The 12,839-nt window shown below is 71.9% G+C and carries 13 protein-coding genes; 7 read left to right on the top strand and 6 right to left on the bottom strand.

What is annotated here, in order from left to right; translation table 11 throughout:
- Positions 1 to 15 precede the first annotated feature (15 nt).
- The 3 genes from kdpC to K8556_RS24905 are packed head-to-tail and all read left to right on the top strand — an operon-like array spanning position 16 to position 3,624.
- On the top strand, positions 16 to 615 hold the full coding sequence (gene kdpC, locus K8556_RS24915) for a potassium-transporting ATPase subunit KdpC (RefSeq protein ID WP_223742576.1): 600 nt from the start codon (positions 16 to 18) through the stop codon (positions 613 to 615).
- Between the two features lie 13 nt (positions 616 to 628).
- A complete protein-coding gene (locus tag K8556_RS24910) occupies positions 629 to 1,792 on the top strand; it encodes a sensor protein KdpD (RefSeq protein WP_223742575.1) in 1,164 nt (387 codons plus the stop codon).
- Complete coding sequence (locus K8556_RS24905) at positions 1,789 to 3,624, top strand: ATP-binding protein (protein ID WP_223742574.1); 1,836 nt, start codon at positions 1,789 to 1,791, stop codon at positions 3,622 to 3,624. Before K8556_RS24910 ends, K8556_RS24905 begins: the two co-directional genes overlap by 4 nt.
- Before the next feature lie 9 nt (positions 3,625 to 3,633).
- Here the strand turns inward: K8556_RS24905 and K8556_RS24900 are convergent, their stop codons facing one another.
- Together K8556_RS24900 and K8556_RS24895 are read right to left on the bottom strand one after the other, a co-directional pair.
- Positions 3,634 to 4,095, bottom strand: a complete 462-nt coding sequence (locus K8556_RS24900; RefSeq protein ID WP_223742573.1) for a hemerythrin domain-containing protein — start codon at positions 4,093 to 4,095, stop codon at positions 3,634 to 3,636.
- Positions 4,096 to 4,201: 106 nt separating this feature from the next.
- Positions 4,202 to 5,539: a sigma-54 dependent transcriptional regulator gene (locus K8556_RS24895; protein ID WP_223742597.1), complete on the bottom strand. Its 1,338-nt coding sequence runs from the start codon at positions 5,537 to 5,539 to the stop codon at positions 4,202 to 4,204.
- Between the two features lie 230 nt (positions 5,540 to 5,769).
- Here K8556_RS24895 and K8556_RS24890 point away from each other — a divergent pair, with 230 nt between their 5' ends.
- From K8556_RS24890 to K8556_RS24880, 3 genes are all read left to right on the top strand, one after another.
- A complete protein-coding gene (locus tag K8556_RS24890) occupies positions 5,770 to 6,144 on the top strand; it encodes a hypothetical protein (protein WP_223742572.1) in 375 nt (124 codons plus the stop codon).
- A gap of 410 nt (positions 6,145 to 6,554) precedes the next feature.
- The gene (locus K8556_RS24885; RefSeq protein ID WP_304503995.1) at positions 6,555 to 8,147 is read left to right on the top strand and encodes a methyl-accepting chemotaxis protein; all 1,593 of its coding nucleotides are present in this window, start codon (positions 6,555 to 6,557) and stop codon (positions 8,145 to 8,147) included.
- A 146-nt stretch (positions 8,148 to 8,293) separates the two neighbouring features.
- A complete protein-coding gene (locus K8556_RS24880) occupies positions 8,294 to 8,644 on the top strand; it encodes a DNA-binding protein (protein WP_223742571.1) in 351 nt (116 codons plus the stop codon).
- An 8-nt stretch (positions 8,645 to 8,652) separates the two neighbouring features.
- On the opposite strand, the gene K8556_RS24875 is transcribed toward K8556_RS24880, so the two are convergent.
- Positions 8,653 to 9,021: a hypothetical protein gene (locus tag K8556_RS24875; protein WP_223742570.1), complete on the bottom strand. Its 369-nt coding sequence runs from the start codon at positions 9,019 to 9,021 to the stop codon at positions 8,653 to 8,655.
- 132 nt (positions 9,022 to 9,153) lie between these two features.
- Positions 9,154 to 10,806, bottom strand: coding sequence for a formate--tetrahydrofolate ligase (locus tag K8556_RS24870; RefSeq protein ID WP_223742569.1), 1,653 nt, complete (start codon positions 10,804 to 10,806; stop codon positions 9,154 to 9,156).
- A 179-nt stretch (positions 10,807 to 10,985) separates the two neighbouring features.
- Between K8556_RS24870 and K8556_RS24865 the strand changes: the two genes are divergently transcribed.
- Complete coding sequence (locus tag K8556_RS24865) at positions 10,986 to 11,765, top strand: hypothetical protein (RefSeq protein ID WP_223742568.1); 780 nt, start codon at positions 10,986 to 10,988, stop codon at positions 11,763 to 11,765.
- A 4-nt stretch (positions 11,766 to 11,769) separates the two neighbouring features.
- On the opposite strand, the gene K8556_RS24860 is transcribed toward K8556_RS24865, so the two are convergent.
- Together K8556_RS24860 and K8556_RS24855 are read right to left on the bottom strand one after the other, a co-directional pair.
- A complete protein-coding gene (locus tag K8556_RS24860; protein ID WP_223742567.1) occupies positions 11,770 to 12,438 on the bottom strand; it encodes a hypothetical protein in 669 nt (222 codons plus the stop codon).
- A 28-nt stretch (positions 12,439 to 12,466) separates the two neighbouring features.
- Positions 12,467 to 12,802, bottom strand: a complete 336-nt coding sequence (locus K8556_RS24855; RefSeq protein ID WP_223742566.1) for a hypothetical protein — start codon at positions 12,800 to 12,802, stop codon at positions 12,467 to 12,469.
- Positions 12,803 to 12,839: the final 37 nt, after the last annotated feature.

Genomic DNA, 12,839 nt, shown 5'->3' with positions numbered 1-12,839 from the left:
GAAAGGAACACCCTCATGGTCTCCACGCTCCTCACCGCCCTGCGCGTCAGCGCCGTCACGCTGGCCCTCACGGGCGTGCTGTACCCCCTGACCGTCACCGGCGTGGCGCAGGTGCTGTTCCCGCATGAAGCCAACGGCTCGCTCGTGAAGGACGACCAGGGCCGGGTGGTGGGCAGCGAGCTCATCGCCCAGGGCTTCACGCAAGCCGGCTACTTCCAACCGCGCCCCTCCGCCGCCGGCGCGGGCTGGGACGCGACGGCCTCCGGCGGCAGCAACCTGGGGCCCACGTCCCGGAAGCTCCAGGACCGCGCGGTGGCGGAGGCGGACCGGCTGCGCCGCGAGAACCCCGAGGCCGAGGGCCCCGTTCCCGCTGAATTGGTGACCGCCTCCGCGTCCGGGTTGGATCCGCAGGTGTCGCCGGAGGCGGCGCTGTGGCAGGTTCCCCGCGTGGCGCGGGCGCGCGGCGTGGACCCGGCGCGCGTGCGGGCGCTGGTGCTGTCACGGGTGGAGGGACGGACGTTCGGCGTGCTGGGAGAGCCCCGGGTGAACGTGCTCACGTTGAACCTCGCGATGGACCGTCAGTTCGGCGGACCCGCGCCCACGGCCTCCCGGTGAGGAGAAGGCAGGCATGACGACGCGGCGCCCTCGCGCGGAGGACTTCCTGGAGCTGGTGGAGCGCGGCCGGCGCGGCCGGCTGAAGCTCTACATCGGCTTCGCGGCGGGCGTGGGCAAGACGTTCCGCATGCTGGAGGAGGCGCACGCGCTCAAGGCGCGCGGCGTGGACGTGGTGCTGGGCTTCGTGGAGACCCACGGCCGTCCGGAGACGGAGGCCCTGGTCGAGGGCCTGGAGGCCGTGCCCCGCCAGCGCATCACCTACCGGGACGTCACCGTGGAGGAAATGGACCTCGATGCCATCCTCGCGCGCAAGCCGCAGGTGGCCATCGTGGACGAGCTGGCCCACACCAACGCGCCCGTGTGCCGCCACCGCAAGCGCTACCAGGACGTGCAGGAGCTGCTGGCCGCGGGCATCAACGTCATTGGCGCCTTCAACGTGCAGCACCTGGAGAGCCTCAACGACCTGGTGGAGCGCAACACCGGCGTCACCGTGCGCGAGACGCTGCCGGACAGCTTCCTCAAGACGGCCGACCAGGTGGTGAACCTGGACCTCGCGGTGGAGGACCTGCACGAGCGGCTCCGGGCGGGGAAGATCTACGCGCCGGACAAGGTGCCGCACGCGCTGGAGCGCTTCTTCACCGGAGACAACCTCTCCACGCTGCGCGAACTGGCCCTGCGCGAGGTGGCGGAGAGCCTGGACCGCGCCACCGCCGGCCGGCAGGCCCGGGCCGGCGAGGACGCCTCCCAGAAGGGCGGCGCGTGGGGCCGGGTGCTGGTGGCGCTCTCCAGCCACCCGCCGCGCGCGGCGACCCTGCTGCGCCGGGGCTCGCGCATGGCGGGCCGGCTCAACACGGACTGGTTCGTGGTGTACGTGGAGACGCCGCGCGAGGCGCCGAACCTCATCGACGCGGAGGCGCAGCGGCACCTGCTGACGAACATCGAGAAGGCGAAGGAGCTGGGCGCGGAGGTGGTGCGCCTGCGCTCCAGCGACCCCGTGGCGGCGCTGCTGGACTTCGCCCGCTCGCACGGCGTGGGGCACATCATCATCGGCCGCTCCCACCAGGCGAAGTGGCGTCAGCGGCTGGGCATGACCGCGGACGCGCGCCTCCTGCGGGAAGGGGAGGGCTTCGACATCCACGTCGTGTCCTTCGAGTCCCACGAGGAGAAGCGCCCATGACGCTGCGCTCGCGTCTGCTGCTGGCCCAGGCGCCGCTGGTGATGGCGCTGCTCTTCCTGGGGGCCACGGCCGTCATCACCCTGGAGCGCGTGGGCCGCGCCGGCCAGCAGGTGCTGGCGGACAACTACCGCAGCGTGCTCGCCACCCAGCGCATCACGGAGCAACTGGAGCGCATGGACAGCGCGGCGCTGTTCATCATCGCGGGCGAACGCGAGCGGGGCCTCACCCAGCAGGCCGCGCAGCGCCCGCCGCTGGAGACGGAGCTGGGCGTCCAGCAGGGCAACATCACCGAGCCCGGCGAGGCGGAGGCCACCCAGCGGCTGCGCACCGCGTGGACGCGGTACCGCGAGGCGTTCGACGTCTTCCTCCAGGCCCGTGACCCGGACGCCGCGCGCACGCGCTACTTCGAGTCACTCGCTCCCGCCTTCCAGGAGGCGAAGGCCGCGGCGGCGTCCGTGCTCGCGCTGAACCAGGACGCGATGGTGCGCAAGAACGACCGGCTGCACCAGCAGAGCGAGCAGGTGAACACGCTGATGATGCTGGCCGTGGTGGTGGCGCTGGCCTTCGGTCTGCTCTTCACCACGTCGCTGGTGCAGCGCGCGCTCCGGCCGGTGTCCGTGCTGTCGCAGGCGGTGCGCCGCCTGGGGCAGGGCGACGTGGAGGCGCGAGCGGTGGTGGAGGGGCAGGACGAAATCGCCGGGCTCGCGCGGGACTTCAACACCATGGCGGAGCGGCTGGCGCAGTACCGCAAGAGCAGCCTGGGCGAGCTGCTCCAGGCGCAGGCGGTGTCCCAGGCGGCCATCGACAGTCTGCCCGACCCCGTGCTGGTGCTGGGCGCGGAGGGCGGGCTGCTCAACGTGAACGCCGCGGCGGAGGCCGTGCTGCGCCTGCGGCTGGACGAGGGCGGAGACGCGCTGGGCCGCGTGGAGCCGGAGGTGCGCGCCGTGCTGGAGCGGGTGAGAGCGCACGTCGTGGGAGGCAGGGGCGCGTACCAGCCCCGGGGCTACGAGGAGGCGGTGCGCGTCGAGTCGTCTCCAGAGGGCGTCCGGTGGCTCCTGCCGCGAGGCAGCCCGGTCCACGGAGAGACGGGGGACGTGGTGGGCGCCACGCTCATCCTCCAGGACGTGACGCGGCTGCGGCGCTTCGACGAGCTGAAGAACGACCTGGTGGCCACGGTGGCGCACGAGGTCCGCACGCCGCTGACGTCGCTGCGCATGGCCATCCACCTGGTGACGGAGGGCGTCGTGGGGCCGGTGACGGAGAAGCAGGCGGACCTGCTCTTCGCGGCGCGCGAGGACTGCGAGCGGTTGCAGGGCATCGTGGACGACCTGCTGGACCTGTCGCGCATCCAGTCCGGGCAGCTCCAGTTGGACGTGCGGGAAGTGGGCACGGAGGAGCTGGTGGAGCAGGCGCTGGCCGCGCAGCGCACGCTGGCGGAGGACCGGGGCGTGCGCCTGTCGCAATCCCTGTCACCGGACGTGGAGACGGTGCGCGTGGATCCGGACCGGCTGCAGTTGGTGCTGGGAAACCTGGTGGGCAACGGCGTGAAGCACACGCCGCACGGCGGCGAGGTGTCCGTGCACGTGTCGCGCGAAGGCGCCCACGTGCGCTTCGAGGTGCGGGACACCGGCGAGGGCATCCCCGCCCAGGAGCAGGCGCGCATCTTCGAGAGGTTCTACCGGGCCCCGGGCGCACCGGCGGGAGGCGCGGGGCTGGGGCTGTCCATCGCGCGCGACATCGTCCAGGCCCACGGCGGCGAGCTGGGCGTGGTGAGCACCCCGGGGCAGGGCAGCACCTTCTGGTTCACGCTGCCTCAGCCCGAGCAGGGCTGAGGCCCGCGGTCACATCGGCGCGGACGTCTCCAGTTGGCGCATCGCTTCGTTGCGCGCGTCGGACGCGGAGCGGACGATTTCAGCGCTGGACAGGCCGAACGCGCCCGCGTCCACCTTGCGCAGGGGGGGAAGCACCTCGCGCTCCTCCTCCGCCATGTGCTGGGCCACCACCGCCTCCAACTGGCGCACCGTGGCCTCGCGGCGGCGCGGGTCGTGGCGGACGCGCAACAGTTCGGAGAGGAGCTGGGTCATCTCCCCGTGCTCCTCCACCGCGAAGTCGATGCGCGGCCCTTCGACGACGCTCCGCGCGACGGGGTACACCCAGCGCTCCTCGACGGTGCTGTGCAGTGTGAGGGTTTCCGCCAGCCGCAGGCACAGCGCGGGCTTCTCTTCGTCCGGCGCGTGGTGCCAGGCCTCGAAGAGGGCCTCGGCGTCGCGGTGCTGCTGGATGACCACGTCGATGAGGTTCATGACGGGCCAGGGTTCGCACGCGCGCGCAAGGGCGCAATCCACTCTCCAGGACGAGCGCCCCTGCACGCCCCGGCCGCCAGTGCCGGCCTGCATGCACTGGCGCACGTCACGGCTCCGCTTCGTACTTCTTGCGCTTGCGCCACAGCGTGGACGCGTCGATGCCGAGCAGCCGGGCCGCCTCCTCCAGCGTGGGCACGGAGGCCATCACCCGCAGGATGTGTTCGCGCTCCACCGCTTCCAGCGTGTGCGGCCCGCCCAGCGTCACCCCCGGCCCCACCGCGGACGCGATGCGCTCCGGGAACGCCTGCGGCTCCACCACGCCCGACGCGCCCACGATGAGCGCCCGCTCCAGCGCGTTGCGCAGCTCGCGCACGTTGCCCGGCCAGGGGTAGGCCCGCAGCATCGCCTCCGTGGCGGGCGACAGCTCCGGGGCTGGACGTCGCGCGGCCTTCGCGAAGAAGGCGACGAAGCGGCGGGCCAGCGGGAGCAGGTCCTCCGGCCGCTCGCGCAGGGCGGGGAGCTTCACCTCCAGGACGTTCAACCGGTACATCAGGTCCTCGCGGAAGCGCCCCTCCGCCACGTCCTTCTCCAGGTCGCGGTGCGTGGCCGCCACCACGCGCACGTCCGCCTTGCGCGTGCGCGCCTCGCCCAGCCGCTCGAACTGCTTCTCCTGCAGGAAGCGCAACAGTTGCGCCTGGAGCGCGGGGCTCATCTCCGCCACCTCATCCAGGAAGAGCGTGCCCCCTTCCGCCTGCTCCACGCGCCCCGGCTGGTCCTTCACCGCGCCCGTGAAGGCGCCGCGCGCGTGGCCGAACAGCTCGCTCGCCAGCAGTTGTTCGGACAGGGTGGGGCAGTTGATGGTGACGAAGGGCCGCTTGCGCCGCGCGCTCATCGAATGCAGCGCCCGCGCGAGCACCCCCTTGCCCGTGCCGCTCTCCCCGCGCAGCAGCACGGAGGCGTCGGACGTGGCCGCCCGCTGGATGAAGCCGATGGCCGCGTGCATGGCCGGCGACGCCGTCTCCAGCGTGGCCTCCGGCACCGCCTGCGCGAGCTGGCCCTCCAGGTCCCCCAGGTGTGACGTCAGCTCGCGCTGCGCCTTCGCGCGCTCCAGGACGTGGCGGATCTGCGCGGGGGTGAACGGCTTGGGCAGGTAGTCGCGCGCGCCGCGCTTCACCGCCTCCACGGCCGTGTCGAACGTCGCGTAGGCGGTGATGAGGATGACGTCCAGCGCGGGGGACTCGGCGAGCAGGCGGGGCAGCAGCTCCAGTCCGGACGCGTTGCCCAGGCGCAGGTCCACGAACGCCAGGTCCGCCGGGCCCTGGGCGAGCGCCGCGAGCGCGGCCTCCGGCGTGGCGGCCTCGCGCACCTCGCAGCCCAGGCCCTCCAGGCACACGCGCAGGGTGTGGCGGATGTTTCGCTCGTCGTCCACCACGAGCACCCGCATGGGGCGCTCGGTCGCCTCGGCACTGGCACGCACTTCCATGGCCTCAGTCTAAGAGCACGCCGTGTGCCGGGCCCGTCTGTCGGATGCCGGGCGGCGCAAGGGCCGGCGGGCGCATCGCGTCCCGCACGATGTGCCCCGGATGGCGGTTGCAAGGTGCAACGTGGGACGGGCTGGTGTCTGCTGCGGCCCGGGCCGTGCGGCTGGCACGCGCCATGGATGGAAGGGAGCCCATGGGCAACGAAGGGACGCCTCCGGACGCGGGGGGCGAAGACAAGAACATCTTCGCGAAGGAGCTGGCCCCGCCGCCCAGCATCTGGCTGCGCAAGGGCACCTGGCTGGGCCTCGTCTTCGTGGCGATGGTGGGCGTCTTCATCTGGCTCCAGGGCGGGGAGAACCGCGCGCTGGACGCCATGTCCCCCTCGCAGCGCGAGGCCCTCTTCTCGGACACCCGCGACGAGTTCCGCCTGCTGTGTCTGGCGGATGGCGGCGCCTCGCGCTGGCCCAAGAAGTGCGCGAAGCACGCGGAGTTCCTCGTCCGCTTCTCCGAGTGCGACGACGCCTGCCACCGCGAGGTGGAGCCCTTCCTCCCCCAGCCCTCGCGCTGAGGGCCACCGGGCGGCCGGCCCGGGGGGCCGCCTGGACGCCCCCCCCACCTCCGTCACCGCCGGTGAAGCCATGCCGGGGGGCTGGAATGATCGCGCCAGGGTGGCCCGAGGGGCCATTCCGGCTGACGTGCGGCGTCCTCCGCCACGAGTCCCACCTGACAGGGCGAAGTGTCGCGCATGACCCTGCGGGGTAATGCCGACCCGTTTCGGAGACATTTCAAGGGACGCGGGCTTGAGTCGGGGGGAGAGGTGTTGTCTATCCTACGAGTCCTGACGGAGCCCCGGCCCCCGGGAGAGCCCGTGGGGGCCGCGGAAGGATGAGCGACAATGAGCTGGCGCAGCAGGCCCGGCGCGGGAGCACGACCGCGCTTCATCGGGATGGGTGACATGGGCGCGCGAGGGGGTGCGTGATGGCGATGCGGCTCAAGCAGAAGATGATGGTGCTGCCGACGGTGGCGGCGGCGTTCCTGGTGGCCATCGTGGCGGTGACGGTGGTGCTGGGGGCGCGCACGCGGAACGCCTCGGAGCGCATCGGGTCCAGCCTGGCGCCGTCGGTGAGCCAGGCGCAGACGGCCCGTGCGGGGTTCGCGGCGCTGCACCAGGACGTGGGCGACGCGGTGGCGCTTCACGCGGTGAAGCAGGAGACGCTGGACGCGCAGGTGGCGGAGCTCCAGAAGGGGCTCACGGCGCTGCGGGCGTTTCCGGACGTGGATGGCCCCAAGGTGGAGGCGCTGCAGCAGGCCTTCACGCGCTACTGGAAGGAGGCGTCGCAGGTGGTGGCGCTGGCGGCGCGCAATGACGCGGCCGCGGAGGCCGCGCTCACGAAGCTGGAGCCCGCGTACCGGACGGTGCACGCCGGCCTGGAGTCCGTGACGGCGCAGCAGGAGGCGTCGCAGCGCGAGACCTTCGTGGAGGTGTCGTCGCTGCACGGCCTGACGTTGACGTGGGTGCTGGTGCTGTCGGTGGCGTGCATCCTGGCGCTCGCGGTGGCCACGGTGTGGCTCTTGCGCGAGGTGACGACGCCCCTGGCGCGCCTGACGGCGACGGCCACGCGCATCGTGCGGGAGGGCGACCTGTCGCTGGCCATCGACACGAGCGCGCAGGACGAGGTGGGCGAGCTGGCGCGGAGCATCCAGTCGCTGATGACGCGGCTGGGCTCGGTGCCCAACACGCTGCACTCGGTGGTGACGGAGCTGACGGCGGCGGCGGCGCGGCTGAACGCGGCGAGCCACGAGCAGCTCAACTTCCTGACCAGCCAGTCACGCAGCCTGACGGAGGCCAGCTCCACCATCGCGGAGATCGCCCAGACGTCCGGCATGGCGGCCAGCCGCGCGGAGATGGTGTTGAAGGTGGCGGCGCAGGCGGACGCGTACAGCGCCTCCGGGCAGGTCTCCATCGAGCGCAGCGCGGAGGGGTTGCAGCAGATCCGCGCGCGGGTGGGCGCGCTGGTGGGGAGCATCGGCGTGCTGTCCGAGCAGGCGGTGCACGCGGGTGAGATCATCGGCAGCGTGAAGGACCTGGCGGACCAGTCGAACGTGCTCGCGTTGAACGCGGCCATCGAGGCGGCGCGGGCGGGCGAGGAGGGCCGGGGCTTCGCGGTGGTGGCGAAGGAGATGCGGGCGCTGAGCAGCCAGTCGCTGCAGAGCACGCAGCGCATCGGGAAGATCCTCCTGGAGATCAACCAGGCCATCCGGGAGACGGTGGGCATCGCGGAGGAGGACAGCCAGAAGATGGAGGAGGGCATCGAGCAGGTGCTCTCGTCCGCGACGACGCTGAAGGACATCACGCAGGTGGTGCAGGAGAGCAGCCAGGCGGCGCGGCAGATCGTCGCCTCGGTGACGCAGCAGAACGCGGGCATCACGCAGATGACGGAAGTGGTGACGCAGTTGTCGGAGATGATGAGCGACGTGGTGATGGCCACGAGCAACGCCGAGCAGGCGGTGGGGCAGATCAACACCTCCCTGGGCAAGCTCCAGGAGCTGTCCACCACCTTCCGCGTCTAGCCGTCCAAGCCAGCGTCCAGCAGGGCCCACGGGCCGCTCCGGAACACCGGGGCGGCCCGTCGTGCATTGTGGAAGGGGGGCTGTCAGGAGGCCGCGTCAGGCGTAACTTGCATGCTACGCCCTGGATGTGAGCCTGGAGCCCTGCGATGACCCCCACGGGATTCGACCGTTACTTCGAGAAGAAGCTCAAGCGTCCGGCCTTCGCGGAGGCGTACGCGAAGGCGCGCGCCGAGGTGGATGCGGCGGACCGGCTCATCCGCGCCCTGGATGCGCGGCGTGAGGAAGCGGGCCTGAGCAAGGCGGACCTGGCCCGGAAGGCGGAGACCCCGCCGGAGGTCGTGCGCCGTCTGTTCACGGCCCCTTCCGCGAACCCCACGCTGGCCACGGTCACGAAGCTGGCCGCCGCGCTGGGCTGCCGCCTGCAACTGGTCCCGGCCCCCGTCCGCCGCAAGGCCGTGCGGCCACGGGCTCCCGCCCCCCGCGTCCGCCGCAAGTAGGGCAGCCCTCAGCCAGCCCACACGCTCCGGGGGCGGCGGCGCTGGTACTCGTCCCGGAGCGCCCGGACCCTCGCGTAGTCATGCTCGGAGAGCACGGTGCGGAACGCCTTCGTCTTCCCGGTCAGGAGGACGAGGCTCGGGCCGCCCAGGCCCAGCGCTGCCCCGTCCCGCTCCAGGAGGCAGAAGAGCCGGTAGTGACGCCGGCCCCTGCCATCCGCCCGGACCTCATGGAGCCCCGCCATGGCGCCGTGCATGGCCTCCCATTTGCCGCCGCCGCTGAAGGCGGGCGGTGGTGCGTCCGCCACGGCCTTCACGACAGCGAGCAGCTTCGCGCTGACGGTGTCCGGACACACGTCGAGGAAGTCGCGGGCAGGCACGGTGCGCGCCGGATCCTCCTCCGGATGGCGCTGGAAGAAGTGGATGCGCCAGGGCTGAGCGTGCTTCGGGTGGGGCAGGGGCGAGCGCTCCCGTCGAGAGAAGACGGGAGACGCTACGCCCTACCCCTGACGTCACTCGCCCTGCATCAGGCCCGTGATGCTGCCGTCCGGGTGGACCGTGACGCGGCGGGCGGCGGGCTCTCTTGGCAGGCCCGGCATGGTGAGCAGCTCTCCCGTCAGCGCCACCAGGAAGCCCGCTCCCGCGGACAGGCGCACCTCTCGCACCGTCAACGTGAAGCCCCGGGGCCGGCCCGTCTTCGCCGGGTCGTCCGACAGGGACAGGTGCGTCTTCGCCATGCAGACCGGCAGCCCCGCGCCTCCCAGCGCCCTTGCCGTCTCCAGGTCCTTGCGCGCCCCCGCCGTGAAGGCCACGTCGTCCGCGCCGTACACCGTGCGCGCGATGGCGCGGATCTTCTCCTCCGGCGTCTGCTCCAGCTCGTAGAGGAAGCGCGGCTTCGGCGGCGCCGCGTCCGTCGCGTCCAGCATCGCGAGCACCGTGTCCGCCAGCTCCAGCGAACCCTCGCCGCCCTTGCCGAACCCGTCGCAGACGGCGATGCCCACGCCCCGCGCCTTCGCGAACGCGCGCAGTTCGTCCAGCTCGCCCTCCGTGTCCTGCGGGAACCGGTTCACGCACAGCACCGCCGGCAGGCCGAACGCCGCCACCGACTCCAGGTGCTTCTCCAGGTGGTTGAAGCCCTTCAGGAGCGCCTCGCGGTCCGGATCCGCGACCTTCGCCGCCGCCGCTCCGCCGTGGTGCTTCAGCGCCCGCAGCGTCACCACCAGCATCACGCCCCGGGGCCACACGCCCGCGCTCCGGCACTTGATGTCCAGGAACTTCTCCGCGCCCAGGTCGAAGCCGAAGCCCGCCTCCGTCACCACCTCGTCCGCGTACGCGAGCGCCAGCCGCGTGCCCACCACGGACGAGCACCCGTGCGCGATATTGCCGAACGGCCCCGCGTGGACGATGGCCGGCCCGCCCTCGCGCGTCTGGGCCAGGTTCGGCATCAGCGCGTCCTTGAGCAGCGCCACCATGGACGCGGCCGCGTTCACGTCGTTCGCGCGCACCGGCGAGCCGTCCGGCGCCTGCCCCACCACGATGCGCCCCAGCCGCGCCTCCAGGTCCTTCAGGTTCTCTGATAGCGCCAGGATGGCCATCACCTCGCTGGCGGCCGTGATGTCGAAGGACGTCTCGCGCGGCACGCCGTGCGCCTTGCCGCCCAGCCCCACGATGACGTTGCGCAGGAACCGGTCGTTCATGTCCATGGCGCGGCGCCAGCGCACCCGCGTGCCCTCCAGCGCCACCGGGTGGCCGTAGTACACGGCGTTGTCAACCAGCGCGGACAGCAGGTTGTGCGCGCTGGTGATGGCGTGCAGGTCGCCGGTGAAGTGCAGGTTGATGTCCGCCGCCGGCTCCAGGCTCGCCTGCCCGCCGCCGGTGCCGCCGCCCTTCACGCCGAAGACGGGCCCCAGCGACGGCTCGCGCAGCGCCGCCACCGCCCGGCGGCCCCGCTTTCGCAGGCCCATGGCCAGCGCCACGGACATGGTCGTCTTGCCCTCGCCCGGGGGCGTGGGGTTGATGGCCGAGACCAGCACCATGCGGCCCTGGCGCGAGCCGCGGCCCAGGGCGTCCAGCGACACCTTCGCGCGGTCGCGGCCCCAGGGGAGGACGTCTTCCGGCGCGAGACCCAGCTCGGCGCCGACTTCAGTGATGGGACGGAGCGTCATGGCCGGGGACTCTCCGTGGCCCGCAGGAGGAGGTCAACGCTCGCGACATGGGGGGCAGGCAGGCGCGCGTCGCAGGCCGGTTCCTCGGGAGGCGGGCTGGGTGGGAAGATGCAGGCGCAGGGCGGAGCTTTGGGGGCGCGATGGAATACGCGGCCGGGAGCTCCGTCAGGGAGAGCATCATGAACCGCATTCTCGGCATCGCATCGGTGGGGATGGCTTCGCTGGCGCTCGGGGTGGCCCTGTGGGGGCCTGGCAGGTCGGAGACCCCTGCCGTCCAGGAGGCGCCCCGCGTGCAGGACTCGACGGCGGACGTCCGGGCGCTCCAGGACCGGGTGAAGGCGCTGGAGGAGACGGTGCAGCTCCTGTCCCGGCGGATGATGGCCTTCGAGCAGGGCGGCGGCACGGCCCCGGCCGGCACGGGCGGTCCTCCGCCCGCGGGGCTGGAGGCGGAGGTCGCGAAGCTGCGCGAGGAGCTGCGCGGCGTGATGGTGGGCGAGGCGCTGAGCAACGACAGCGCGAAGCAGTCGCTGAAGGAGCTGATGCGCACGGTACAGGACGAGCAGCGCACCGAGCAGCGCCAGCAGTGGCAGCAGCAGGTGGACCAGATGCGCGCGCAGGCGGAGACCGAGCGCTCCCAGCGCATGAAGGACTTCATCCGCAACGCGGGGCTCAACTACAGCCAGGAGCAGACGCTGACGAAGGCGATGCAGGCCGAGGACGCGAAGCGCCAGGAGTTGGCGGCGGCGATGACGGGAGGCCGGCCGGGGCGTGACATGCGCCAGCAGATGCGCGACCTGCGCACGCAGACCGACGCGGAGATGCAGAAGGTCCTCAGCGCGGAGCAGATGACGCAGTACCAGCAGATGCGCCGCGACGACATGAACCCGCGCGGCGCGGGCGGCCCCCGGGGCGGCCCGATTGGCGGTGGCTGGGACACGCGCGCCGCTGGCGGGCAGTAGCCGCTCAGGCCCGCAGGACGTCTTCCAGGTCGAAGGCGTCGGCCAAGGCCAACGACGGGGTGCATAGCAGCACAGGGATTCGTGAGGACGCCGCGCGAGCGGATTGGACCCGGTCCCAGACAGCATTCGCGGGCAGGTCCACGTCCCGTTCCTCCAGGAAGAGGAACGGGACGTTCGCGTCGAAGGACTCCGCGGGCTGGACACGGAAGCCCCGCAGGAAGCCGTTCATCGCCCGCGAGGCACTGTCGGCGATCTCCCCCAGCCACGCGGCTTCTCCGTCGCCCAAGGAGACCGTGGGGCCGGGAGGGAAGGTGGAGAGAAAGGCCTCGTCGCGAGGCGCGTCGGGCTCCACGAAAGGGATTGATAGCCCCGCGCGCAGGGACAGTTCTTCCTGGACGACGCGCCACCGGCCATCCGGGAAGCGCCGTAACGTCACGCTGTAGTCGTCGCCATTCACACCCAGCACCAGCGTCACGGGGCCGTCCACCGCGTCCAACACCTGCGTCTGTTGAAGCCGGCCATGGGCCAGTTCGCGCAGCAACGTGAAGAAGACCACCAGGTCACGCGTGGCGGAGCCCTCCGGATCTACGAGGACCGTCAGCCGGGCCCTCGGCACGAAGTCGCGCAGCGATCGCAGGCCCTCTGTCTGGATGCGCGCGATCCGGTTGGACATGGGTGGCAAAGCCTGCATGAAGCAACGCCTATCCAAGAACCGTCAGCCACTGCTCGCATGTTGACGGCAAGAAGTCCGGCCCCTGGGAGATTGCCCGTGCCTGGATGTCCCGCAGTGCCGTCTTCAAGCAGTCCCGCTGAACTTCCGTCCGAACAATGTCATTGAATTCCACGGCCTTCAGTCCAGGCGGCATGTTGTCGAAGTCGACAAGCAACTGCTCACACCACGGGACGATCCACTCACCGCAGGTCTGGTCCTGACAGGTCTTTCCCCACTGGCGCAGCGCCTCCACGAGGACGGCCAGCGCCCCATCGCGAATCCATGCGATCCGCTCTCGATATTCGACGTAGCTGTGGTGAGTCATGCTTTCCCTGCACCTTCCGCCAGCAAGCCTACGCCAG

Origin of the sequence: Corallococcus sp. AS-1-12, from assembly GCF_020036995.1 — a bacterium.
Classification (GTDB): Bacteria; Myxococcota; Myxococcia; order Myxococcales; family Myxococcaceae; genus Corallococcus.
The sequence above is the reverse complement of the archived record's forward strand: the minus strand, read 5'-3'. Positions and strand labels throughout refer to the sequence as shown.